Below are 24199 nucleotides of genomic sequence, written 5' to 3'. Positions count from 1 at the left end.
TGAACTCTCGAAGGGCTATTAACCCTTGCCGGTTTTCAAGACCGGTGCATTCGACCACTCTGCCACCCCTCCGCAGCGGTGTGAATATTACGTATATGAATTTAGAATGTAAAGACTAAAACCGTTTAACCGCTCGCAATTCAGTCAATTAAGCGTAAGTTTTTCTCTGCTCGTTGAATTATTCGCCAGTCCTCGTCTTTTTTAGGTCAACTAGCAAATGCTTAGCCTTAACCCAAAGATTTAATTAGTACCTTTTATTCACCTAAAAACGGATAACGAACGCCAACTTGAGCACGAATTTTATCCATTATTTGCATCGTAGCAATACTGTCTTGCCAACCCATGACTTCACTTTGTAACTTGCCTACCGCAACACATTGCATCACTTCTTCAATCTGATACTCGAATCCAGAGGCCTTAAATGGGAAATCAAGCATCTGCTCAGCTTGACCATCAACACGCAAGCTAGCTTTAGTACCTACCCAGAACATGTTTGGCACTCTAATAGAACCCTTAGTCCCATAAATCGTAAAATCATTTTCGGTGGTAGCCAGAAAGTTGCAGGTAAACTGACTGGCCGCGTTACCGTAATTCATTATCACCGAGTTACGCTCGTCAACACCCGTTTCACCGACAATGCCATCGGCTAGAATTTTAGTCGGATTGCTTTGCATAACAAACTGGGACATCGACACGTTGTACACGCCCATATCCAGTAAACAGCCACCCGCTAAGTCGATATTTAGTAAGCGATCATTATCATCACGCGGAATGTTAAAACCAAAGCTAGAACTCACTAGCTTAATATCACCAATCAATTGCTCATCTAACCAACGGCGAACCTGTTGCCAAGCAGGCTGGAAACGCGTCCATAAGGCTTCCATCAAAAACACCTTGTTCTGCTCAGCGATATCAACCAAGGCTTGAGTTTGCGCGGCGTTTACTGTGAGAGGTTTTTCACACAGCACCGGCTTGCCAGCCTCTAGGCACATTTTAATGCTGTCAAAATGAAATCGGTGGGGATTGGCAATGTAAATAGCATCTACATTTGGGTCTTCGGCTAAGCGCTGGTAATCATCATAGGCATGTTGGCCAGAAAACTCATCAGCGAATGCTTGAGCTCGCGCTAAGTTTGAACTCGCCACCGCATATAACTCAGCATTAGGAACTACTGCTAAAGCTTCAGCAAAATTACGGGCAATACGACCAGGAGCGATGAGCCCCCAATTAAACGCGCGTTCTGTCATGTTCGCTCTCTTTGATAAGTCTAATAAAGGTTTATCTTAACCCGTTTATGTTCACTTGCCAGTCACGCTCCCGCTTGCACCTAAAACATATAACAAACTGTGAAGCGCATCGACTAGCACGTTTTTTCAATGAAACTTTTCATGATTAAATCAATAAAAACATCATGCTAAGCACTCACTACGGGTTGCGAGCTTCGACTAAAGTAAACCATGGCTATCGCTAGAACGGCCAAGGCGATAATCTGCCATTGCAGCGCCAATGGACAAAGCAGCACTAATGCTATACAGGCCATTAATGCCCTCTCCCAATGCTGTAGCTTTCGTTTTTGCCAGCCTTGCATCACCAAGGTAAAAGCATATAAACCGGGTAAAGCAAACCCAAACACTTGCAGCGCAGCTAACCAGTTACCGTGAGCAAGTGGGGTATAAGCAAACAATAGCGGAATAATGTATAAACCCTTGGCAATTTTCCAAGAGGTAAAGCCAGTAGCCATTGGTGGTGATTTAGCAATAGCGGCTGCGGTAAACGTACATAAACATACTGGCGGCGTAACATTACTGTCTTGCGATAACCAAAAAATGACTAAGTGGGATGCTAACAGCAACATTGAAATAGTCGCCTCATCAAGCAGCATCGGACGCAATAAGGCCATCATTTCGTCTGGCATTTGCGCAATAACGTTCTGCGCTTCAGCCAAACTTAAACTGCCTTGCTCAGGGCTAACGCCTACCAGCATTAACACTGCTTGAACTTCTGCACTGATGCTTCCAGAGCTCAATACATTCACTAACTCAGCATTAGCCATCAGTTGCAGTAAAGCTGGCGCAGACAAAGTAGCCAGTACAATGTATGAGGCGGTAACAGGCAACCCCATGCCTAATACCAAGGAAGCAATAGCCACCAGTAACAAAGCAATAAGTAAGCTGCCACCCGACCACTCGGTAATCATCAGAGAAAATGTATTGCCAATACCCGCTGTCGCAATAACGTTAACGATTAAACCCACAGAACAGAGCAGCACAGCGGTGACTACCATGTTTCGAGAGCCCAGCGCAAAGGCATCGGCAATCGCCCGAAAGCCCATTTTATTGGGGGTAAACCAAGAGCTAACAATAACAGCGATGATGGCGATTACTGCAGCATAGGTAGGTGTGTACCCCATCACTAACAACACAATCAGCAGGGTGACAGGCACAATAAACGACAAACCTTCGCGCATCACCATTGGTAACAACGGTGGTGCTTTTTCCATGGTGCGGGTAAGCCCGGCCTTGTAAGACTCGGTGCGTACATAAAACACTAACGAGGCGAAGTAGAGTATCGCGGGCAAAATGCTGACCATAACAATAGTGCTGTAAGGGATCTGAGTATAACTGGCCATAACAAAAGCCCCTGCCCCCATAATTGGCGGAACAATTTGCCCACCTGTTGAGGCTGATGCTTCTACTGCTGCAGCGAATCGAGGGCTAAAGCCGGCATTTTTCATCAGTGGAATAGTGACTACACCAGTTGATGCGGTATTGGCCACAGCACTGCCAGAAATAGTCCCGGTTAACCCCGAAGCAATAATCGCAACAATGCCCGGCCCTCCGACTAAACGACTCGCAATACTTTTAGATAGGTGAATGACAAAGTCACCTGCTCCAGACCGCAGTAAGAACGCGCCAAACAAAATAAACATAAATACAAAGCTGGCCGAAATTCGAGCAATATTGCCAAAAATGGCATCGTCGCCATAAATACTTCTAAACAAAAGCGTTTCTAAACTAAGACCTTTAAACTGAAACACCCCAGGAACAAAGTTACCCCACCATGCTAAATAAGAAATCGCGGTTACAATTAAAATAGGGATAACCCAACCGGTTGCTCGGCGAGTCATATCGATAGCGCCGAGTATCACTACCGTGCCGCATAACCAATCTAAAGCGACTAAGCGCACTCCACGCTCATAGATTAGGTCTTCAGCAAACAGTAAGTAAACTGCAGATAGCGCAATCGCTAACACCCATACCTTATCGAGCAATGAAACAAATCGATTGTCTGTTAACGGCTTAAGTAGGCCACATAACAGTACAAAACCAGCGAAGTGTAAGATGTTCTGTTGCAGCACTGCGATGTCGGCAAAGATATTGAAATAAACATGAGCGAGGCTAATTACAATACCCAAACCATAAACCACGGGTACAGCACGGGTATCTTCAATTTCCTGACGAATACTGTCAGGTACGGCGTTCCACTGCATGCTTAAGGATCCTGAAGGTAGAGGAATCTAAAAAGAAAAAACCTAGGCACTACGCCTAGGCTTTAAGCAACGCTAACTAGTTGGCAACAAGGTGATCTGGAATATCTAAGCCAGCTTCGCGGTAGTAACGAGCAGCGCCTGGATGTAGCGGAGCGGGCAAACCTGCAAGCGCTTTGTCTAAGGCCATAGCGTTAGTCGCTTTATGAATGGCTTGCAAAAAGCCTAAGTTTTCGTAAACGGTTTTGGTGAGCAGGTAAACAAACTCTTCATCTACATCAGCGTGTACTGCCAGAAAGTTGGGCTGCGCCATAGTATTCCAATCTTCACTTAGATTTGGATAAGTACCGGCAGGGATAACATAACGGGTCCACAAACCTAAACCACCATTGGCCTTCTCCATCTGTTCATCAGTCACCGCTAGGGGCATAACATCCGCTGCAGCAGCTGCAAACAACTTGGTTACCGCGCCAGTAGGTGCACCAGCAGGAGTATTAATGCCTTCAACTTGGCCATTTTGCAGGGCTTCTGCTGATGGACCATAACCTGCTGAAAACAGCTCCATTTGCTTATCTATATCCACACCAAGATTACTCAGTAAAAAACGATTCGAACCAATGGTGCCCGAGTTCTTTTTACCTAAAGCCACTTTGCTACCCGTCAACGCCAGTAAATCACTTAAATCACCGTTTTTAGCGTGCTCCTTTTTCACCACAAATTGTTCAACGTTTTGCCACAACATAGTGATAGAACGAAGGTGAGTTTGCTTGCCTTCCTTCTCCAAAGGTCCAGTACCATTTACCGCATATGAACCATACAAACCTTGTAAAATGGCAAACTGTGCTTCTTTGTCGCGCAACAGCTTAATGTTCTCGCCAGAGCCTGCAGAGTTAATCGCCGAAACACTCACTTTGTGCTTAGGTTGAATTTTCACCTTGGTTAAAGTGGCTAACGCCACCCCCACAGGGTAATAAGTACCGCCAGTACTGGCTGTTGCTAACAGGTAATTAGTGCCTGTGTCAGCGTGTACTGAAAAAGATAATGCACTCGCGATTAACGCGACCTTGCCAAGCCAGTTACGCATGGTTTTACTCTCCTTAGTAAGCAGCCCAGATACAACTCGAGCCAAACACGGTGTTGATTATGAAATCACAATGATTTTAATGAATTTTCATCCTAGACATCACGGCTTGAATTAACAAGCTATTAACATAGCTATTCGACTAAAGTTGCAAATGGTAAATAACGCTATTCAAAGTACTTTTTAAAGAGAGCAGCGAACTCGGCAGATTCACGTACCTGCGCTAAGGCTTGTTGAAAGCGTTGTAACTCTAGCTGGCTAATTGAGCGATTAAAGGCAAAACAATATTGGTGTTCAAATAAGCGATAAATGGGTTTAAAACTTGACTCATGCCCCACTACGCTTTGCTCGGCAAGCGCAATTAAATCGACTCGGCGTAAGGCTAACAACTTAAACGCTTGCTCAACGGTTTTGAGCCTGTGCAGATTGTCTTTTAACTCGGTGTTACTTAAGTAACCGTCTATTGCTTGCCCTTTGATCACCGCAATTTTATAGCTCGCAGCATCACTCAATTGGGAAATCTTCAGCTTACTATCAGACAAACCATAAAACTGGCCTTTGGCAGAGTTAATCGGGCAAGCCCACTTAAAGTAGTCTTTACGTTGATGAGTTTTAATTGTGGAGAACAACACCGTATAGCTTTGTTGCTGCAAAATAGAATAGCCACGCGCCCAAGGCACCATTTCTACCTTTGGCATTGGGCTACCAAGCTGTTTAAAGACTAACGCTAAGAGCTCAACAGAAAAACCACTTACCTGTTCTTGCTCAGTAAAGTTATAAGGAAAAAATTCTTCGCTGTAATACCGCAACTCTTCCAAAGTATGGGCATAAAGGGGCGTACTGGAAAGCAACAACATAGCAAAGACAAAAGGCTTGATATTGAGCAAACAAATGTCCTCTTTAGGCTAACGGCCTTTGGCGATAATGCCCTTGCAAACTGGCCAGCTATAGCACTTATCATTAAGTACAAGTACACTTCTCACTCACTTATTCGATAGAGTATTAGCCTTTGAGTTTTTATCGACTGTGCTGCGCAATGTTACTCAGTTTTTGCAGCGCTTCTCTGCATGCCTCAGCTTGGCATGAAAGCCAGCCGACTGCCGCAGGTAAACGCTCTATTAAACAAGTGATTAAGACTTACCATAACGATAGTCTAAAGCGGCTATTACCGCTATTTGTCGCCGCTAAAGTGGACTACCCTCCACAAAAAATAACCTTGTTAGCCAGCAAACGGTCACGCCGACTGGAGCTTTGGGCAGACAGTGGAGAGGGGTTTAAGTATATACATACCTATTGGATTAGGCATGCCAGCGGCACTGCAGGCCCAAAACTGCGTGAAGGCGACTTACAAGTGCCCGAAGGGATTTACGAAATAAACGCTTTGAACCCAAACAGCAAATTCCACCTTTCTATGAAGCTAAACTATCCCAATAGTTTTGATTTAGAGAAAGCTAAACTAGAACAGCGCCACCAGCCCGGCTCCAATATTTTTATTCACGGTAAAACCTCGTCGGTAGGCTGTTTAGCCATGGGTGACCAAAACATCGAAGACTTGTTTGTACTGGTGGAGAGAATTGGCCCCAACAACAGTAAAGTGGTCATTGCCCCTCACGATCCACGACTGTTATCCTTATTCCCAGTACCAGATCATTTACCCGAATGGACCGGTGAGCTATATAAACAAATTCAACAACAATTTGAACAATTTAGCCAATGAGTTAGGCTAGGCGTATTGCTTAACTCGTAAACGGAGAAGTTGTTAATGCCAATTGTGCATATTCGCTCCCTAGCACTGCCCGACTCAGTAGATATGCCAGCGCTTTTGAACAAACTGGCCAAAGACTTTGCCCAGCAGGCCAAGATTCAACTAGAGCATATTAGCCTTGACTGGCAGTACATTCAGCCGGGGCACTACTTTGTTAACAAGCAAGTACATATGCAACAACACGTTCATCAACCCCCTCTCATTGCAGAATTGATCGTACCCGATGTACACAGTGAGAAGCGCCAGCAGCAGCTATTAAGCTTGCTAGCTAAGCTCATTCATCAGCACAGTCATATTGCGCTAAACAACATTTTTATATCACTGCAGGTCGCCCAGTCAGGGACTATTTTTGATAATGGAAAGATCGTTACTTGGCCTCAAAAAGGCTAAGAGGAAAGCGCCTTACATTCGACTACTTACCGTATTCTCTAGGCAAATTGATTTTGAACCCCAAACCCTGCGGCTCCGCGGTAAAACTCTCTACACTGCCAAGTAAGTGTTGATGCACCAAGTTATATACTTGATTTAACCCTAAACCCACATTGCCAGAGCTGCGCCCAGTTGTATAAAAAGGATTAAAGATGAGGTTTATATCTTCGGCTTGCACGCCTGTTCCATTGTCTTGATAAACAATTTCCACTGTCTCATGTGAGGCGCTAATATCCACTTTAATATGCGGGAAGGTTTGGCTAGAAAAACCATGTTGAATTGAGTTATCAATTAGACAAGAAAATACCAATTCTACTGCGCGCTGATTAAGCAACATATTTGGATTTGCGCCAGAAATAGACAACTGAATTTGTCGCTCCGAAAAAGGCTGCAAAAACATTTGTAGCTGTTGCTCCAACCATGTTTTTAGATTTAGTCGCTGCAAACTGGCATCAATGTCGCTGCCAGCCAAGGCCTTAAAGGTATTAACTAAGGCTGCCGAGCGCTGCAAGCTGCTTTCAAGTAATTCACCGCCCTCTGCTCCTTGGCGTATCAACGCTTCTAAGTCTGAGCGGGCTAAGGTTCCATTTTCTAAACTTTGCCCTATCGTTTGAAAGTTACTCACCAACTGAGAGGCCGCAGTAATTCCTACTCCTAGGGGGGTGTTAAGTTCGTGAGCCATTCCAGCTACCAAGCCACCCAAGGCTGCCATTTTCTCTTTTTCCACCAGTTCTAGTTGGGTATCGTTTAATTTACCCAATGTATCTTGTAGGGTATGATTTGCTTGCTCGAGCTCATAAGTACGCTCGGTAACTCGTTGCTCCAGTTGTTCCTGATCTCGAGTCACTCTCTCCGCCATGCTATTAAGTAAACTACCCACTTGATTGAACTCTTCATAGGCCAACGACGGCGCTTTGCTGTCGTAGCGGCCTTCTGAGTAATTAGCCACTAAACGACTAAGGTGCTCTAAGGGATCCACAATACGCCGAGTTAGCATTAGCGCGATGATCGCCACCAAAACAAAAATCACCAACAATATAATCACAACATTAGATTGACGCTCTACCAACAAGCCCCAAAACGAGCGGCTTTCAGCACTGAGCGATAGCGACAAGGGCTCCGACATATTACTCAAATCTAAGTCTACATCTATGTAAAATCTGCGAATCGGTTCTTCGCCTTTAGTGCCTTTAAATAACAAACGCTGCGAGTGAAATAGCTCTAAACTTCCGTGCTGAGAAATCCTCGACTCAGCTTCTTTCCATAGCGATTGCATCGGCACAAAAACCAACAATGCCCCCACCTGTTGGCTGTTCTCTATCGCGTTTAAGTTTTTCTGTACTAAAGGTTGCATCAGCAACAAACCTGAATCACTGTCTATCGCCTCGCCATTTTCTACTAATTGGGCAAACTCGGCGTCTTGATATACTTCTACCACCGCGTTATTGCTACCTTGCTTGACTAACTGATTGAGCCTGCGAACTGCAGGTAAATGCGCTTTTAGATCTAGAATTTCAGCTTGAAGTGGCGCACCTTCAATAATTCGGCCATCTAAATCAACAATATAAATCGCAGAGGCCCAATCGTTTTGTTGCAGCACTTCAGTTATTAGCTGATTAGAATGGAAACCAAAAATTGCTGAGGTGGGTGTTAATACAACATCATTTACCTGCGCCAAACTTTGCAAATCTAATAGTAATTGGCGCACCCTGTGCTGAATGTTTTGAGCAATGTTATTAGCTTTTAAATACAAGGTTTGAGTAATAGCCTGTTGATCTTGCTCAGCAATTTGTTTGAGCATAAACGAGCCAATAAGCGTACTGGGCAACAAGGCTCCAAGTAAAATACTAAGCGCTAAAATGGTTCTAAGTTGGTTGGCCTTAATTCTCATTTTTTAGATGCTGTCCATAATCTCTTTCGGCATATTGCTGCATATACTCTCCAGCTTTATTTGCATCAATCACGCCTTTATTAAATAACTCAAATCCCTTACGCAAGCCAATCCAAGCACTACCTTGTGCTGCCTCGGCCGACATCGGTACCGCTAACTCTAGTTGAGCCAGCATTGCGCTTTCGTTTTCATCAGAGTTTGCTTTTATTTCACTAATTAGTTGGCTATCTACCGGTAAGAAACGCGCCTTTTCGTAAAGTACGCGCTGAACCTTTTCGCTTTGCAAAAATACACTTAATTGCTTAAGCGCCTCGGCTTTGGGGCCATCTAAACTGTTATCAGGAAACACTAACACTAAGCTAGAAGACAAAGGTCGAAAGGCTTTTTTGCCAATATTGGGAATTAACGCAATACCTAAGTCATCCCCTAAGTGCTTCTCAAAATCAGCAACTGCCCACTCACCGTTTATTGCATACGCTACTTTGCCTTCAATAAAATCTTTGTATCCACAGTCGTAGGTGCACTCAGAGCTCACCAACCCTCGGGTTGCTAAACTTTTGTAAAAATTAAGCGCATCATTCATTGGCGGATCGTTTAAGGTCACCAATTTTCCACGGGTCATTCGCCCACCAAAAGTATTATAAAAGCCCGCAAACCAATACATCTCAGAATAGTTCCAACCAATGGCCGCCACGCCAGCCTCATCAAACTGATCCTTTTGCTCTAACAAAGACTGCCAAGTCGTTATTGGTTCTTTCACTAACCGGCGATTGTAAAACAACATGAGGTGATTCCCCTGTAAAATGGGAATACCGTAAAGCGTATTATCGATGCTGGCAGTGAGTTGAATTTCGGCATTGGTTTTCTGGCTAATGAGCGCCTGCGGTACCTCAGAAAATTTACCTTGTTCGGCAATACCTACGAAGTCTGAAGGGGCAAAAACCACATCGGCCGCTGTACCTTGCAGTACTGATTTAATTAAAGAGGGTTTTAAGCTTTCTGAGGTAATTTGATACAACGTAACTTGATGGTTATGGTCACGAGAAAACTCTTCAAGCAGCGCTCGGAAGGTAGCGCTACCTTGTTCTCGGTAGTACAAAAAACTTATCTCGACTGCGCTAGCGCCTTGCCCTAATAGACATAAAAGCAGCAACCCAACTCGCATGCAAACCTCTTCTTCATCCACCCTGCATTGAGTGTAGTTCAAATGAAGCTGTTTGCGCCTAAAATGGGCTTATAATTCGAGACATAGCAATCACTTAAGTGATTGCAGTTTTGTTATTTTGGGTCTATGCAGGCTGGTATTGGGCCACTAATTCAGCACTCTGAGTAAGCGCTGTTTTTACCCAGTTAGGCAAGTCATCAATGTCTAAGTTATCCAAGAGATTTTTAAGCTCTAGGCCTAACTCAGTATCGCCTTCTATTTTCAATCGGCGTTGGAAAAAAAGCGTATCAGGATCTTCTTGACGCCCCATCATCAACACAAAGTCATTTAGTTCACCGGAAAAACTCACATCAACAGTGTCAGCTTTGGCTTGTACCTGCAATTTCTGCTGGCTAAAAGTGATGTACCAACTCGCGTTTAAATCACTCACTGTTAACTTTAAATAGCGCTGTTCTAAAAAGTCCAAGTCACCGTCTTCAATCGCTTCAGCGAAGGATACCGCTAGGGCTTTTTCTATCACTAAACTTTGTAAAGAAAAAGGGCAATGTTTAGCAGGCAAACTCAATACCCTTGGCATTTCTTTCACTAAAGACCGTTTCAAGCGAGTAAGCACTTAGTTACCTCATAAAAATAAAATCAACGTATATAAGTGGCTCAGTTTACTCAAGTTTGCTTAGCGCAAAGCTGCGCTGAGTCAATATCCAATAGAACTAAGCCCAGTAGAATGACAAAAAATCTCTAGTAGAGCGACATATGGAATTACTTTGTCCTGCCGGCTCATTACCTGCAGTGAAAGCAGCGGTAGACCACGGCGCCGATGCCATTTATATCGGCTTTAAAGATGCCACTAACGCACGCCATTTTGCAGGTTTAAACTTCGAAGGCAAAAAACTAGATAAAGCCGTTGATTACCTAAAAAGCCGCCAGCGCCAATTGCACGTAGCAATCAACACATTTGCTCACCCTCAGCAACACCACCTATGGTTTGCAGCCATTGATCGCGCCGTTGAAATTGGTGCCGATGTGGTGATTTTGGCCGACATTGCTTTACTGGAATATGCTAAACAGCGTCATCCTAATTTAACGGTACATTTATCGGTGCAGGCCTCAGCCACTAATGCCTCGGCAATTGCATTCTATCAACGTAACTTCAACGTAAAACGGGTGGTATTGCCACGCGTACTATCGATACACCAAGTTAAGCAACTTTCTAGAGCTTGCCCAGATATGGAGCTTGAAGTATTCGCTTTTGGCAGCTTGTGTGTCATGGCAGAAGGACGTTGTTATTTGTCATCGTATTTAACTGGCGAATCACCAAATACGGTTGGAGCCTGTTCACCAGCTTCTTTTGTTCGCTGGCAAGAAACCGAACAAGGCTTAGAATCTCGCCTGAATGACATTCTAATTGACCGCTACGGGCCCAATGAAACAGCTGGTTATCCAACGCTGTGTAAGGGCCGTTTCGATGTAGATGGCCACCGTTATCATGCGCTTGAAGAACCTACTAGCCTAAATACCCTCGAATTATTGCCAGAACTGTTTTCTGCCAATATCTCTGCAGTAAAAATTGAAGGCCGGCAACGCAGCCCAGCCTATGTCGCGCAAGTGACTCAAGTGTGGCGTGAAGCTATTGATAGCTATCAGCGTGACCCTGAGCAGTATGCAGCAAAAAATCAATGGATGAGCCAATTAGCGAAACTGTCTGAAGGCAGCCAAACTACCTTAGGCGCTTATCACAAAGCTTGGCAATAGAAATAGGTACATTATGAAATATGCACTTGGGCCAATTTTGTATTATTGGCCAAACCATAAAATTGAAGAGTTTTACCACTTGGCTAAAGCCAGTAGCGCAGACATTATCTACCTTGGCGAAACCGTTTGTAGCAAACGTCGCAACATGAAAGCACAAGATTGGATAGACCTGGCAAAACAGCTGAACCAAGCAGGTAAGCAAGTCGCGATTTCTACCATGGCCTTGCTAGAGGCACCGTCTGAGATCCGTAACTTAAAAAAGCTGATTGATAACGGTGACTTTATCATTGAAGCCAATGATTTCAGCGCTATCGAAGAAGCCCATAAAGCTAAATTACCATTTGTTTGTGGCCCTGCCATTAACATTTACAACGCTTATGCCTTAAAAGTATTGCTAGACCAAGGCATGCAACGCTGGGTAATGCCAGTTGAGCTATCGAGAGATTGGTTACAAAAGCTCAGTGACGAGTGTACTGAAATGGGTATTCGTGAACGCTTTGAAATAGAGGTTTTTGCCTATGGGCATTTGCCACTAGCCTATTCCGCGCGTTGCTTCACTGCACAGTCTGAAGGCAAGAGCAAAGACAACTGCGAAACCTGCTGTATTAACTACCCTAACGGTCGTCGAGTAGACAGCCAAGAAGGCCAGCCACTGTTTGTACTTAACGGTATTCAAACGCTTTCTGGTGATTGCTACGACTTAATTAACGACCAACAAAGCATGCAGGGTTTAGTTGATATCGTGCGGATTAGTCCACTGGGTGAAGAGAGTATTGAACACTTAGAAGCTTTTCGACGTCGCACAGAAACCAGCGAACCTTTCCCCACTCCCGACAGTGTTAACGGCTACTGGCACCAAATTGCTGGCATTCGCCAGCAAGATTAAACCAAATCTAATCGTGATGAGAGCGAGTTAAATCTGGCTCTCATAACGGTTTAGTTCAAACAAGGCCAAACGGTGTTCTACAAAATCATACACGTTGTTGGCTAACGATAATTTGAAATAACTGCTTGCCAACTGTGGGTCGCCAGCGCGCTGGGCTAATTTAGCCATGTAGAAATAAGCTTCACATAAACGCTCAGCCAAAGCGCGGTTGTCACCTTCTACATCCATGGTGCTGCGTAGAAACTCTTGTTGAGTGATTTCGCCAGCGTACAAACGAACAATTTCCCAACCCCAATCTTCATTTTGATACGTTTCTAAGGCTTCGCTTAGCTCTGCAGCTGCGCCCTCTTCACCGGCTTCAAGCTGAATTAAGTAGCGCCACAACACACGGTAAGGGTCATTAGGTGCTTGGTCTGCATAGTGTTTTACATCAACGATGGCCAACTCAGGCTTGTTGGCATAATTAAGCGCAATTCCACGATAAAAATAAGCAAAGCTATAATTTGGAGCCAACTCTACCGCCGAGTCAAAAGCTTCAAATGCGCTATCAAACTCTTCGGCTAAGGTGAAATAAACACCTAAGAAATTGTAGGCTTCTACAAAGTCAGGCTTTAACTGAATAGCCCGGTTAAAATCGAATCGGGCTAAGGCTCGCAGCCCAACACGGTCAAATACAATGCCGCGCTCGTAATAAAGCTGCGCCATTTGGTCTTGATTGTATTCACCAGAATTAAGCATTTGTCCGAGACGCGCTAGAGCGACTTCAGATTGATAATTAACTTGTAAAGGTGTGGCTAATACCACCGTTTGCGGAGCTTGACTTGAAGTGCTGGCACAAGCGCTAAGGTAACCAAAAGTCACTAACATACACCCGGTGCGCAAGGCTTTAATTAACATATCACTTCCATTTTTCTTGTTGAGCTAAGAGCTGAAAAATAGAGACTTTCAGCCCTGTTAATGTTGTTTACCCTAGCAAGAGAAGTAGATTAGGGAAACCGAAAGTTGCCATTATCGACAAATTTCTTATTTTGAATGAGTATCTAAAACGTCGAAAGATTTCACCAAATCATCCAAGGCTTTAATCTGCGTTAAAAATGGCTCTAGCTTCGACAAGGGCAATGCACTTGGTCCGTCACATTGTGCATTATCTGGATCTGGATGTGCCTCTAAAAACAATCCAGCCAGCCCGGTAGCCATACCAGCTTTAGCCAACTCGCCAACTTGCTCACGGCGACCACCAGAGGCAGCACCTAATGGATCGCGACACTGTAGCGCGTGGGTAACATCAAAAATAACTGGCGAACCATTACTAACTTTTTTCATGGTACAAAAACCTAGTGTATCAACCACCAGGTTGTCGTAACCAAAGTTACTGCCACGTTCACACAGAATGATCTTGTCATTGCCGCACTCAGCAAACTTATCAACAATATTGCCCATTTGTGACGGGCTTAAAAACTGAGGTTTCTTTACGTTAATTACCGCGCCCGTTTTAGCCATTGCTTCAACCAAGTCGGTTTGGCGTGCTAAAAAGGCAGGTAGTTGAATAACGTCTGCCACTTCAGCAACTGGAGCAGCTTGTGCTATTTCATGTACGTCGGTAATCACCGGAATAGAGAACTGCTGCTTAATCTCTTCTAACAAACGTAAGCCCTGCTCCATGCCTGGGCCACGGTAAGAATGCACTGATGAACGGTTTGCTTTATCAAACGACGCTTTAAATACGTAAGGAATACCTAACTTGCTGGTTACTTCAACAAAATGCTCAGCAATACGCATCGCTAATTCACGAGACTCTAATACGTTCATTCCGGCAAACAAAGTAAATGGCGCGTTATTGGCTACGGGGATTGCGCCAATATTAACGGTTTTCTGCTGCATGCTATTCCTCTTAATGCAAAATGGCAGGTTGCGAATCCATGGAGTGGATTTGCACCTTTAGTATCTTCGACAATGGGTCGTCGGGACACTGTTCAATAAAATATTCAAAGTCATTAATTGCAACGCTATTGCAATCAAGCTGTTGGTAGATAAACCCTCTGTCACGCATTTCGTGTGGGTCACCAGGCTTTAAGCGTAGTAACACTTGGGAAACCCGCAATGCCTTCTCAAACTCATCTTCGCGTAAACAGGCACTCTTTAATTCGCCCAGCCAGCGCTCTGTCACTTGTGAAGAGCTAATCGGTTCTAAGTTGTCACTCAGTAATCGAGCCAAGTTGCCTTTATGTCCGCGATGAATCACTTCAAGTTGGCTTAGGCTTTTTTGCTCACCCGCAAAGGCATCAAAATAGATAAATCTATCGGTCAGCTTTACAGCCAAAATTGTTTGTGCCGGAAAGGCTAAGGCGTGACATTCAATATCGAGTTTACGGGCAAAGTAATGCAGTAACACCGCTAAACTGGTGCCATTACCACAACGCCGACTCAAGGCATCACTAATCAACCAGTTCTTACTGTGATAGTAAGACTGCCAATCACTGCTGAAGCCCAAGTCTTTATAAAAAAGCGTTTTGAGCTGTTCAAATCGAAGCTCAACCGTGTCTTCTAATGGGTTGAGTTTGAGCCAATCTAACCACAGCCTATGCAAGGTTTTACGGACCAACGCAAAGGACTGCCCAGTGATCTCTTCTTCAATACCTAAAATGCGAAAAATCACTCGTTTTCTTTCCTTACTTTATTCTTTTACTGGCAGCGCTAATCCAGAACCACATTAGCCACTAAACCGGCCACCGCTTACGCGATCCATTCCGCCATAGTCTTGCTCAGTAAATACATCTTTGAACCCAGCTTGTATTAAAAGCTGCTGAACCGCCGTTTTTTGGTCGTAACCATGTTCTAACATTAACCAACCATCACTTTTTAAGTAGCTTGGTGCTTGTTCAACAATATGTTGAATATCGGCCAAGCCATGCTGCTCTGCGGTAAGCGCTGAGCTAGGCTCAAAGCACACATCACCTTGCGACAAGTGTGGGTCTTGTGGGTCAATATAAGGTGGATTACTTACCACCAAATCAAATTTTTGCTCACTAAAAGGGGCAAACCAAGAACCTTGCCTAACCTCTACATTAGCTAGCTTTAACAGCGCAGCATTCTCTTTCGCCAATGCTGCCGCTTCGTCTCGTAAATCACTGGCATATACACTCGCTTGCGGTAATTCGCTGGCAAGCGCAAGAGCAATGGCTCCAGTGCCGGTTCCTAAGTCGACTATTTTAGTATCGGCGTGATTAATGAGTTTCTTTAGGCTTTGTTCAACTAAAACTTCAGTATCTGGGCGCGGGATCAAGGTTGCAGGAGAGACTTTTAAGGCTAACGACCAAAACTCGCGTGAGCCAACAATATAAGCCACCGGCTCACCCGCTAGGCGTTTGGCCACCAGTTGTTGATAATTCTGCCACTGTTCGGCCGTTAACGTTCGCTCAGGCCAAGTGAGCAAATACGCTTGCTCACATTGCAATACGTGTTGCAAAATCACCTTAGCATCAACCTTCGGTGACTCGCCTCCCGCTAGAGCTTGCTTGGCCCACTCTTGAGCCTGGGCAATACTCGGCAATTTAGCCTTCACCTTCTGCTAATGCCGCCAGTTGATCAGCTTGGAACTCTTGTAGAATAGGGTCAAGTAAGGCCAGTAACTCACCTTCCAATATATCGTTTAAACGGTACAAGGTAAGGTTGATACGGTGATCGCTCACGCGGCCTTGTGGGTAGTTATATGTACGAATACGTTCACTACGGTCACCACTGGCAACCAATTCACGACGCATGCTGGTTTCTTCTGCGCGACGTTTATCGTCTTCTAAAGCTTGCAAGCGAGCCGACAGTACCGACATCGCTTTAGCACGGTTTTTATGCTGTGAACGCTCTTCCTGACACTCCACCACTACGCCTGTAGGTAAGTGAGTCAATCGAATGGCTGAGTCAGTTTTGTTAACGTGCTGACCACCTGCGCCAGACGCTCGGAAGGTATCAACCCGTAAATCACCGGTGTTAATCTCAATTTGCTCAGCTTCTGGAATCTCTGGTAATACAGCAACGGTACAGGCAGAAGTATGAATACGGCCTTGCGATTCAGTTTCTGGTACCCGTTGAACCCGGTGACCACCAGATTCAAACTTCATTAAGCGGAATACATCTTCGCCGTCAATTTTAGCGATCATTTCTTTGTAACCGCCTTGCTCACTTTCGTTAGCCGACATGACCGACATACGCCAGCCCTGCTGCTCTGAAAACTTGCTGTACATACGGAATAAGTTACCCGCAAAAATAGCCGCTTCATCTCCACCCGCGCCTGCACGGATCTCTAAAAATACGCTGCGAGAATCGTTCGGGTCGCGAGGCAATAACAATAACTGCAAGTCATCCGACAAGGTTGCCATGCTTTCTTTAGCTTCGGAGGCTTCCATCTCAGCCATCTCACGCATTTCTGGGTCGTCGTCTTGCATCATCTCGTTAGCCGACTCAAAGTTTTCTTGAGCTTGCTGATAAGCAGTAAAGCAATTTACCACTTCTTCTAACTGCGAATATTCTTTTGTCAGGCCTCTAAAGCGAGTTTGATCAGAAATAATTTCTGGTTCGCCGAGTAATACTTGAACCTCTTGGTAACGCTCTTTCAGGGTTTCAAGTTTTGTTATAATTGACGCTTTCATGCTTTCTCTCTATAAACGCAATATTCCGTCGGCTTTAGCTAGCAACGAAACATCGACCACAAATGGGTTATTTTCTTAGGCCTATAGCCTCTCGTATTACTGCCAGCTCTTCGAGACGACCATCGCGGCCAGCCTTATTAATGGCTTCGGTAGGGGCGTGAATCAACTTGTTGGTGAGTTGGAAGGCGGTTTCGCGAATCACTGTTGCGGGGTCTTTACCGTTGGCTAAAGACTCCATAGCTTTCTCTACTGCGGCATCACGAACTCGCTCGCTATGGCTGCGGTAATCACGAATGGTGGTTACCGACTCTAACGAGCGTAACCAAGCCATAAAGTCTTCACTTTGAGCACTAACAATAAATTCAGCTTGTTCAGCAGCTTCTCGGCGCGAGGCCATATTCTGTTCAACAATGCCTTGTAAATCATCTACGGTGTACAAGTAAGCATCACGCAAATCACCTACTTGTTCTTCAATATCGCGTGGTACTGCAATATCCACCAAAAACATCGGTTGAAAACGACGTTTCTTTAACGCGGTTTCCACCATACCTTTACCAATAATGGGTAAAGGACTGGCGGTAGAACTAATCACGATGTCTGAAGCCGCCAAGTGCTGTGGGATTTCGTTTAGTGTAATGACCTCTGCACCAAACTTATCACCCAAGGTTTTAGCCCGAGATACCGTGCGGTTGGCCACGATTAACTTATTTACACCTTGGTCAACCAAATGTTTAGCCACTAGCTCAATGGTTTCACCAGCACCTACTAACATGACTTTAGACTGGCTAATGTCATCAAAAATTTGTTTCGCCAAGCTCACCGCAGCAAACGCCACTGAAACAGCATTCACGCCAATATCAGTATCAGTTCTCACTTGCTTCGCAACCGAGAACGCTCGCTGAAAGAAACGCTCCAATACGCTGCCCACTGCGCCAGCTTCACGAGATTCGGTATAGGCTTGTTTAATTTGCCCTAAAATTTGCGGCTCACCCAATATAAGAGAATCTAAGCCACTGGCCACACGCATTAAATGCGCTACGGCTTGCTGCTGCTCATATTGATATAAACAGGGCTTAACCTCTTGCTCTGATAACTGCTTGTAGTTAATTAACCATTGCACAACCGCTTGGCAATCTACATCGCCTAAATTGCAATACAGCTCGGTTCGATTACAGGTAGATACAATCACCATCTCCACACCAAGCTGAGTACTAGCGTGACTCAACGCATGGTTGACCTGCTCAGGGCTAAACGCGACTTTTTCACGCAAGCCGACGGGAGCCGATTTGTGATTAATACCTAAGACTTGCAGAGTCATCGTTGTGGGGGGCTTTGCAGCGCCGTTTCCTAATGGGGTAAAAACACAAATTGTACGGGAATGTGGACTTAAATAAAAGAAACTCGCACGTTAAGCAGCGCTTGATGCACTAAATTTAATCTCAATTAGCGACACATCTTTGCTGATAAGCAATTTACAGCAAGCACCTTGAACTTTTATACTGCAAAAAAAAGTCGGAATCACTGTGCGCCAACTCGTTTTTATCATCATCTTTGCGATGAGCTTAACCGCTTGTACCATTGCACCACCTATTAGCACTGAAAACAGTGAATGGGATAGCCATTTAGCCGATCTCAATCGCTTAAACAACTGGCAATTGAGCGGCAAAATAGCGTTTATTAGCGACGCCTCACGCCAAGCGGCCAATCTTTATTGGCAACAGCAAGGCGACAAAAGCATTTTAAGAATTAACGGCCCCTTAGGAATACAAGGTATAGAGCTGCACTACCAACCTGGAAAAGTATGGGTAAAAACCAAAGACGAAGAATACTCAGGTAAAGATGCGCAATTGTTAGTTCACCGGCTCACTGGCTGGCAGGTTCCTGTTGAACAACTCCCTAAGTGGCTACTGGGCATACCCACTCAAAATGACTACCAGCTAAACCCTCAACACCGTTTGGCAGGTTTTACCACCGATGAGCAGTGGGAAATTAGCTATGTTAATTACGCCCAATACAATACGCATACCCTGCCCCGCCAATTAGAGATGCGCTCGACCGACAATTTACTAAAACTCAATATTCATAAATGGCAGATTAATGACTCAACAAGCAACTAGTGGCCCGTGGTTATCACCCGCCAAACTTAATCTCTTTTTATACATCACTGGCCAACGTGACAATGGCTACCATGACTTACAAACCTTGTTTCAATTTATTGATTGCTGCGATCAGCTTTTTTTCACGCCAAATCAATCGGGCAGCATTGAGTTAAATAGCCAATTAGATTTTCCGGCGGAAGACAACTTGGTGGTGAAAGCCGCCCGCCTTTTGCAGCAATATAGTCATATTCAACAAGGGGTAAGTATTACCCTAGATAAACACTTGCCAATGGGCGGCGGAATTGGTGGCGGCTCGTCAAATGCCGCAACCACCTTGCTGGTGCTTAACCACTTGTGGAAATGCAACTTAAGCCTCGATCAACTAGCCACTTTAGGTTTGCAACTTGGCGCCGATGTGCCTATTTTTATTCATGGTCATAGTGCGTTTGCCGAAGGCGTGGGAGAACAACTACAAAACGTAGTTGTAGCAGAACCATGGTATGTGGTTTTGCATCCGCAAGTGCATGTTTCTACAGAAAGTGTATTTGGTCACCCTCTCCTACCAAGAAACACCGCAAAGCGAAGCTGGCAACAATTAGTTAACAGTGATTGGCAAAATGATTGCCAAGAAATTGTGGCTAAAGTTTATCCGGAGGTTGCACAAGCTCTTAGCTGGTTGTTAGAATACGCGCCGTCGAGGATGACAGGAACAGGTTCTTGTGTTTTTGCCGCCTTTGATACAGAGCGTGAAGCCTTGTCAGTGCTAGAAAAACGCCCTAAAAATGTTTCTGGTTTTGTGTGTAAAGCCTGTAATCAATCGCCCTTACATGAGCAGTTGAAAAACGAAAAAACACTCGAAAACACCGCAGGAGCTTAAGAAATTTCATTCTTAGGTTCTTAAAAAACGTAACGCTCTATTGACCCGATAAATCTGAGGTTTCCATCGTGCCAGACATGAAACTCTTCGCCGGTAACGCCACGCCCGAACTTGCCCAGCGTATTGCTGATCGCCTCTATACCACCCTAGGTGATATTTCAGTAGGTAGATTCAGTGATGGCGAGATTAGTGTACAAATCAACGAAAACGTTCGTGGTGGAGACATTTTTGTTGTCCAATCCACTTGCGCTCCAACTAACGACAACGTCATGGAGCTGATTGTAATCGTTGATGCTCTACGTCGTGCCTCTGCGGGTCGTATTACTGCGGTAATTCCCTACTTTGGTTATGCTCGTCAAGACCGTCGTCCACGTAGTGCACGTGTGCCAATTACTGCGAAAGTAGTAGCAGACTTCCTATCGAGTGTAGGTGTTGACCGCGTACTTACTGTTGATCTTCACGCCGAACAAATTCAAGGTTTCTTCGACGTACCAGTAGACAACGCTTTTGGTAGCCCTGTACTACTGCAAGACATGCTAGACAAAAACCTAGAGTCTCCAGTAGTAGTATCACCTGATATTGGTGGTGTTGTACGTGCTCGCGCCGTGGCTAAAATGCTTAACGACAGTGACCTGGCCATTATCGACAAACGTCGTCCACGTGCCAACGTAGCGCAAGTAATGAACATCATCGGTGACGTTGATGGTCGTGACTGCATCATGGTTGATGACATGATTGATACTGGCGGTACCTTGTGTCAGGCAGCAGCAGCACTTAAAGCTAAAGGTGCTAAGCGCGTATTTGCTTATGCTACTCACCCAGTATTCTCGGGTAACGCTGCGCAAAACATTACAGAGTCAGCCTTAGATGAAGTAATTATTACTGACTCTATTCCGCTAGCCGATGAAATGCGCAACGTAGAGAAAGTTCGTCAACTATCTCTAGCGCCAATGCTTGCAGAAGCAATTCGTCGCGTCAGTAACGAAGAGTCAATCTCAGCAATGTTCTAAGTAACATTCAGCGAAATATTTTAAAAAGCGCGGTAATGTGAATTACCGCGCTTTTTTATTGGCTTTCAAAAACGCCAATGGTAGAATGCCGCGCCTTTTGAATTGAAGTGGGTCAGTGCTAGTCACTTTTTCACTGTTCAACAAGGTACTGGTTAGAGTTTGGTCGCGAAACTTTAGCCTCATTTTTTTATTTGGAGAAACACAAATGTCTAACATTAAACTTGACGCTGAGCTGCGTACAGACCTAGGGAAAGGTGCGAGCCGCCGCCTACGTCACGAAGAAAAAGTTCCTGCTATCGTATACGGTGCTGGTAAAGATCCTGTATCAATCACTCTTGCACAACGTCACGTGATGAAAGCGCAAGAAGCTGAAGCGTTTTACTCAAGCATCATTACTTTGAATGTTGCTGGTGAAGCCGTAGACGTATTAGTAAAAGACATGCAGCGTCATGCATTTAAGCCACGTGTACAACACATTGACTTCCAACGTGTTGACAATACTAAAGCTATCCACAAAGCAGTTCCTCTACACTTCTTAAACGAAGAGTCAGCAGAAGCAGTTAAGAATGGCGGTAAAGTACATCACTTGGCAACAGAGATCGAAGTTAGCTGTCTAGCTAAAGATCTTCCAGAGTACATCGAAGTAGACGTAGCTAACCTAGAACTAGGTAACTCTCTACACATCTCTGACATCACTCTACCTGCTAACGTAACATCGGTTGAATTAGCTAAAGGTGAAAACCACGACCAAGCTGTAGTATCTATTACTACGCCTAAAGCTGTGGCTGAAGAAGCTCCTGAATCTGAATCTGATTCTGAAGAAGTAGCTACTGAAGAATAGTGATAAACGATATTCGTTTACTCGTGGGCCTGGGTAATCCAGGCCCCGAATATGATTCAACTCGCCACAATGCTGGCGCCTGGTTAGTGACTCAGCTAGCCAATAATCATCACGTCCAATTAAAACCAGACAGTAAACATTTCGGACTCACCGGCCGTATTCAACTCGCCGATCAAGAGTTACGTTTGTTAATCCCCACAACGTTTATGAATTTAAGCGGCAAATCTGTTGCTTCTTTAGCTAAATTTTATCGCATAGAGCTTGAGCAAATTATGGTTGCTCACGACGAACTTGATATGCCACCGGGCGTAGCGCGCTTCAAAAAAGGTGGTGGTCATGGTGGTCACAATGGGCTTCGCGACATCATCAGTAAATTTGGCAATAACAAAGATTTTCATCGTTTGCGGATAGGTATTGGACATCCCGGTCACAAAGACCGTGTTTCAGGTTATGTCTTAGGTAAAGCACCTAAAGCCGACCAAGAACTGATTGATGATGCAATTGATGAAGCGGTGCGCAGTACCGATATTTTGCTTAAAGATGGTTTAAGCAAAGCAATGAATCGATTACATAGTTACAAAGCGGGCTAAGCCCCTTAAACAAATAGGTATTATTATGGGATTTAAATGTGGCATCGTTGGTTTGCCAAACGTAGGCAAGTCGACCCTTTTTAACGCTCTGACACAAGCCGGCATTGAAGCTGCTAACTTTCCATTTTGTACTATTGAGCCAAACACTGGCGTAGTACCTGTTCCAGATACGCGTTTAGACGCCCTGGCAGCCATTGTGAACCCACAACGTATTCTTCCTACCACCATGGAATTTGTAGACATTGCAGGTTTGGTAGCGGGCGCATCTAAAGGCGAAGGCTTAGGGAATAAATTCCTAGCCAACATTCGCGAAACCGATGCAATCGGTCACGTAGTGCGTTGTTTCGAAAACGACAACATCGTTCACGTAGCGGGTAAAGTAGACCCTGCAGAAGATATCGACACCATTAACACTGAGTTAGCGCTGTCTGATTTAGATACCTGTGAAAAAGCTCAGATCCGAGTCGCTAAGAAGGCCAAAGGTGGCGACAAAGACGCCAAGTTTGAAGCCGAAATTTTAGTAAAAGTGCAAGCGCACTTAGAAGCAGATTTAATGCTACGCAGCTTAGACTTAAGCAAAGAAGAACAAGCAGCCATTGCTTACATGAACTTCTTAACTGCTAAGCCAACGATGTACATCGCCAACGTTAACGATGACGGTTTTGAAAACAACCCTTACTTAGATAAAGTAAAAGAAATTGCAGCGGCAGAAAATGCAGTTGTGGTAGCGGTTTGTGCCGAAATTGAAAGCGAGATTGCCGAACTAGACGCTGACGAAAAAGCTGAGTTTATGGACGAGATGGGCTTAGAAGAGCCTGGCCTAAACCGCGTTATTCGCGCTGGTTACGAGCTACTTGATCTACAAACCTACTTCACCGCAGGTGTAAAAGAAGTTCGCGCATGGACAGTACCTGTTGGTGCTACTGGCCCACAAGCAGCTGGTAAGATTCATACCGACTTTGAAAAAGGCTACATTCGCGCTGAAGTCGTTGGTTACGATGACTACATCGAACATAAAGGTGAGTCTGGAGCCAAGGTAGCGGGTAAATGGCGCCAAGAAGGTAAAACTTATGTGGTAAAAGATGGTGATGTGATTCACTTCTTATTTAACGTATAAGCCCAAACCCATCAAAAAAGCCAACCTCGAGTTGGCTTTTTTATTAGCGCCAGCAAATTTCAAACTTACTTCACCGCATTAGCCAGTACGTTCTATCCTACAAACTTCACTTTCAAGCTGCTGTACTTTAGGTTTTAGCCAACCCCTAACCTAGCTAAACGAGACTTGGTTTACTTTCAGCCCTACCCACTTGCCTTATACTTCATCCATTTGAACCCAATATCTTACTAACTGGCTCACCACATCTTCAATTAAGCAATAATGAATGTTTCAAGCCGCATAAATGCAAAGGCTAAAAACTAAACCTTTCATTAACCAAAATCGGCAATTGCACATAAAGCAAACAGGCATATTGAACAAACAGCCAGCATCGCGTACACAAACTGCACAAACAAACTTTTTTGCGGTTTTTTGGCAAAAAAACGGTTGACGCTATTGGGTCTGATACGCATAATACGCGCCGTTAACAACGCAAAGCGTCGTTCACAAGGCTATGTAGCTCAGCTGGTTAGAGCACAGCACTCATAATGCTGGGGTCGCAGGTTCAAGTCCCGCCATAGCCACCA

General features: G+C 44.7%; 23 protein-coding genes and 1 tRNA gene. 11 read left to right on the top strand and 13 right to left on the bottom strand.

What is annotated here, in order from left to right; genetic code table 11:
* Window positions 1–254 precede the first annotated feature (254 nt).
* The 4 genes from Q4549_RS21680 to Q4549_RS21665 form a co-directional block, all read right to left on the bottom strand.
* The gene (locus Q4549_RS21680; protein ID WP_303552897.1) at window positions 255–1247 is read right to left on the bottom strand and encodes a Gfo/Idh/MocA family protein; all 993 of its coding nucleotides are present in this window, start codon (window positions 1245–1247) and stop codon (window positions 255–257) included.
* Window positions 1248–1414: 167 nt separating this feature from the next.
* Window positions 1415–3490: a TRAP transporter fused permease subunit gene (locus tag Q4549_RS21675; protein ID WP_303552896.1), complete on the bottom strand. Its 2076-nt coding sequence runs from the start codon at window positions 3488–3490 to the stop codon at window positions 1415–1417.
* A 76-nt stretch (window positions 3491–3566) separates the two neighbouring features.
* Complete coding sequence (locus Q4549_RS21670) at window positions 3567–4571, bottom strand: TAXI family TRAP transporter solute-binding subunit (protein ID WP_303516841.1); 1005 nt, start codon at window positions 4569–4571, stop codon at window positions 3567–3569.
* A 164-nt stretch (window positions 4572–4735) separates the two neighbouring features.
* A complete protein-coding gene (locus tag Q4549_RS21665; protein ID WP_303516843.1) occupies window positions 4736–5455 on the bottom strand; it encodes an ABC transporter substrate-binding protein in 720 nt (239 codons plus the stop codon).
* Between the two features lie 149 nt (window positions 5456–5604).
* Here Q4549_RS21665 and Q4549_RS21660 point away from each other — a divergent pair, with 149 nt between their 5' ends.
* A complete protein-coding gene (locus tag Q4549_RS21660) occupies window positions 5605–6285 on the top strand; it encodes a murein L,D-transpeptidase family protein (protein ID WP_303516845.1) in 681 nt (226 codons plus the stop codon).
* 45 nt (window positions 6286–6330) lie between these two features.
* A complete protein-coding gene (locus tag Q4549_RS21655; RefSeq protein ID WP_303552895.1) occupies window positions 6331–6723 on the top strand; it encodes a hypothetical protein in 393 nt (130 codons plus the stop codon).
* 22 nt (window positions 6724–6745) lie between these two features.
* Here the strand turns inward: Q4549_RS21655 and Q4549_RS21650 are convergent, their stop codons facing one another.
* The 3 genes from Q4549_RS21650 to Q4549_RS21640 all read right to left on the bottom strand — a co-directional run bounded on the left by Q4549_RS21650 (window position 6746) and on the right by Q4549_RS21640 (window position 10431).
* On the bottom strand, window positions 6746–8653 hold the full coding sequence (locus Q4549_RS21650; protein ID WP_137671512.1) for a sensor histidine kinase: 1908 nt from the start codon (window positions 8651–8653) through the stop codon (window positions 6746–6748).
* On the bottom strand, window positions 8643–9818 hold the full coding sequence (locus tag Q4549_RS21645) for an extracellular solute-binding protein (RefSeq protein WP_303552894.1): 1176 nt from the start codon (window positions 9816–9818) through the stop codon (window positions 8643–8645). Before Q4549_RS21645 ends, Q4549_RS21650 begins: the two co-directional genes overlap by 11 nt.
* 124 nt (window positions 9819–9942) lie before the next feature.
* Window positions 9943–10431: an SCP2 domain-containing protein gene (locus tag Q4549_RS21640; protein WP_303552893.1), complete on the bottom strand. Its 489-nt coding sequence runs from the start codon at window positions 10429–10431 to the stop codon at window positions 9943–9945.
* Between the two features lie 140 nt (window positions 10432–10571).
* Here Q4549_RS21640 and Q4549_RS21635 point away from each other — a divergent pair, with 140 nt between their 5' ends.
* Window positions 10572–11570: a peptidase U32 family protein gene (locus Q4549_RS21635; protein ID WP_137671515.1), complete on the top strand. Its 999-nt coding sequence runs from the start codon at window positions 10572–10574 to the stop codon at window positions 11568–11570.
* A gap of 13 nt (window positions 11571–11583) precedes the next feature.
* Window positions 11584–12456 carry a U32 family peptidase gene (locus Q4549_RS21630; RefSeq protein ID WP_303516854.1) on the top strand — a complete coding sequence of 291 codons (873 nt, stop codon included), beginning with the start codon at window positions 11584–11586 and terminating at the stop codon, window positions 12454–12456.
* Between the two features lie 27 nt (window positions 12457–12483).
* On the opposite strand, the gene nlpI is transcribed toward Q4549_RS21630, so the two are convergent.
* From nlpI to hemA, 6 genes are all read right to left on the bottom strand, one after another.
* Window positions 12484–13353 carry a lipoprotein NlpI gene (gene nlpI / locus Q4549_RS21625; RefSeq protein WP_137671517.1) on the bottom strand — a complete coding sequence of 290 codons (870 nt, stop codon included), beginning with the start codon at window positions 13351–13353 and terminating at the stop codon, window positions 12484–12486.
* A 126-nt stretch (window positions 13354–13479) separates the two neighbouring features.
* Entirely contained in the window at window positions 13480–14337 is an 858-nt protein-coding gene (gene kdsA, locus Q4549_RS21620) for a 3-deoxy-8-phosphooctulonate synthase (protein ID WP_303552892.1), read from the bottom strand.
* 10 nt (window positions 14338–14347) lie between these two features.
* Window positions 14348–15112, bottom strand: coding sequence for a SirB1 family protein (locus tag Q4549_RS21615; RefSeq protein ID WP_137671519.1), 765 nt, complete (start codon window positions 15110–15112; stop codon window positions 14348–14350).
* Between the two features lie 54 nt (window positions 15113–15166).
* Complete coding sequence (prmC, locus tag Q4549_RS21610; RefSeq protein ID WP_303552891.1) at window positions 15167–16006, bottom strand: peptide chain release factor N(5)-glutamine methyltransferase; 840 nt, start codon at window positions 16004–16006, stop codon at window positions 15167–15169.
* 1 nt (window position 16007) lies between these two features.
* Window positions 16008–17099, bottom strand: coding sequence for a peptide chain release factor 1 (prfA, locus tag Q4549_RS21605; protein ID WP_303552890.1), 1092 nt, complete (start codon window positions 17097–17099; stop codon window positions 16008–16010).
* 67 nt (window positions 17100–17166) lie between these two features.
* The gene (hemA, locus tag Q4549_RS21600; protein ID WP_303516860.1) at window positions 17167–18417 is read right to left on the bottom strand and encodes a glutamyl-tRNA reductase; all 1251 of its coding nucleotides are present in this window, start codon (window positions 18415–18417) and stop codon (window positions 17167–17169) included.
* 205 nt (window positions 18418–18622) lie between these two features.
* Between hemA and lolB the strand changes: the two genes are divergently transcribed.
* The 7 genes from lolB (at window position 18623) to Q4549_RS21565 (ending at window position 24199) form a co-directional block, all read left to right on the top strand.
* Entirely contained in the window at window positions 18623–19216 is a 594-nt protein-coding gene (lolB, locus tag Q4549_RS21595) for a lipoprotein insertase outer membrane protein LolB (RefSeq protein ID WP_303552889.1), read from the top strand.
* Window positions 19197–20075 carry a 4-(cytidine 5'-diphospho)-2-C-methyl-D-erythritol kinase gene (ispE, locus tag Q4549_RS21590; RefSeq protein ID WP_303552888.1) on the top strand — a complete coding sequence of 293 codons (879 nt, stop codon included), beginning with the start codon at window positions 19197–19199 and terminating at the stop codon, window positions 20073–20075. The genes lolB and ispE overlap by 20 nt, the downstream gene beginning before the upstream one ends.
* Window positions 20076–20143: 68 nt before the next feature.
* Window positions 20144–21085 carry a ribose-phosphate pyrophosphokinase gene (locus Q4549_RS21585; protein WP_137671525.1) on the top strand — a complete coding sequence of 314 codons (942 nt, stop codon included), beginning with the start codon at window positions 20144–20146 and terminating at the stop codon, window positions 21083–21085.
* A 205-nt stretch (window positions 21086–21290) separates the two neighbouring features.
* Window positions 21291–21926, top strand: coding sequence for a 50S ribosomal protein L25/general stress protein Ctc (locus Q4549_RS21580; protein ID WP_303516866.1), 636 nt, complete (start codon window positions 21291–21293; stop codon window positions 21924–21926).
* Window positions 21926–22516 (top strand): aminoacyl-tRNA hydrolase, encoded by a 591-nt coding sequence (pth, locus tag Q4549_RS21575; RefSeq protein ID WP_303552887.1) that lies wholly within the window; start codon window positions 21926–21928, stop codon window positions 22514–22516. The genes Q4549_RS21580 and pth overlap by 1 nt, the downstream gene beginning before the upstream one ends.
* Window positions 22517–22541: 25 nt before the next feature.
* Window positions 22542–23633, top strand: coding sequence for a redox-regulated ATPase YchF (gene ychF, locus Q4549_RS21570; RefSeq protein WP_137671528.1), 1092 nt, complete (start codon window positions 22542–22544; stop codon window positions 23631–23633).
* A 489-nt stretch (window positions 23634–24122) separates the two neighbouring features.
* Window positions 24123–24199, top strand: a tRNA-Met gene (locus Q4549_RS21565).

The organism is Agarivorans sp. 2_MG-2023, assembly GCF_030548085.1.
Taxonomy (GTDB): Bacteria; Pseudomonadota; Gammaproteobacteria; order Enterobacterales; family Celerinatantimonadaceae; genus Agarivorans.
The sequence above is the reverse complement of the archived record's forward strand: the minus strand, read 5'-3'. Positions and strand labels throughout refer to the sequence as shown.

Excerpts from the sequence above, each read along its gene's own strand:
- Q4549_RS21670 (WP_303516841.1), bottom strand. The coding sequence starts at position 4,571 with ATGCGTAACTGGCTTGGCAAGGTCGCGTTAATCGCGAGTGCATTATCT.
- Q4549_RS21645 (WP_303552894.1), bottom strand. The coding sequence starts at position 9,818 with ATGCGAGTTGGGTTGCTGCTTTTATGTCTATTAGGGCAAGGCGCTAGC.
- Q4549_RS21580 (WP_303516866.1), top strand. The coding sequence starts at position 21,291 with ATGTCTAACATTAAACTTGACGCTGAGCTGCGTACAGACCTAGGGAAA.
- Q4549_RS21655 (WP_303552895.1), top strand. The coding sequence starts at position 6,331 with ATGCCAATTGTGCATATTCGCTCCCTAGCACTGCCCGACTCAGTAGAT.
- kdsA (WP_303552892.1), bottom strand. The coding sequence starts at position 14,337 with ATGCAGCAGAAAACCGTTAATATTGGCGCAATCCCCGTAGCCAATAAC.
- prfA (WP_303552890.1), bottom strand. The coding sequence starts at position 17,099 with ATGAAAGCGTCAATTATAACAAAACTTGAAACCCTGAAAGAGCGTTAC.
- Q4549_RS21630 (WP_303516854.1), top strand. The coding sequence starts at position 11,584 with ATGAAATATGCACTTGGGCCAATTTTGTATTATTGGCCAAACCATAAA.
- Q4549_RS21650 (WP_137671512.1), bottom strand. The coding sequence starts at position 8,653 with ATGAGAATTAAGGCCAACCAACTTAGAACCATTTTAGCGCTTAGTATT.
- Q4549_RS21680 (WP_303552897.1), bottom strand. The coding sequence starts at position 1,247 with ATGACAGAACGCGCGTTTAATTGGGGGCTCATCGCTCCTGGTCGTATT.
- nlpI (WP_137671517.1), bottom strand. The coding sequence starts at position 13,353 with ATGTTAATTAAAGCCTTGCGCACCGGGTGTATGTTAGTGACTTTTGGT.
- hemA (WP_303516860.1), bottom strand. The coding sequence starts at position 18,417 with ATGACTCTGCAAGTCTTAGGTATTAATCACAAATCGGCTCCCGTCGGC.
- Q4549_RS21675 (WP_303552896.1), bottom strand. The coding sequence starts at position 3,490 with ATGCAGTGGAACGCCGTACCTGACAGTATTCGTCAGGAAATTGAAGAT.
- ispE (WP_303552888.1), top strand. The coding sequence starts at position 19,197 with ATGACTCAACAAGCAACTAGTGGCCCGTGGTTATCACCCGCCAAACTT.
- ychF (WP_137671528.1), top strand. The coding sequence starts at position 22,542 with ATGGGATTTAAATGTGGCATCGTTGGTTTGCCAAACGTAGGCAAGTCG.
- Q4549_RS21660 (WP_303516845.1), top strand. The coding sequence starts at position 5,605 with ATGTTACTCAGTTTTTGCAGCGCTTCTCTGCATGCCTCAGCTTGGCAT.
- Q4549_RS21635 (WP_137671515.1), top strand. The coding sequence starts at position 10,572 with ATGGAATTACTTTGTCCTGCCGGCTCATTACCTGCAGTGAAAGCAGCG.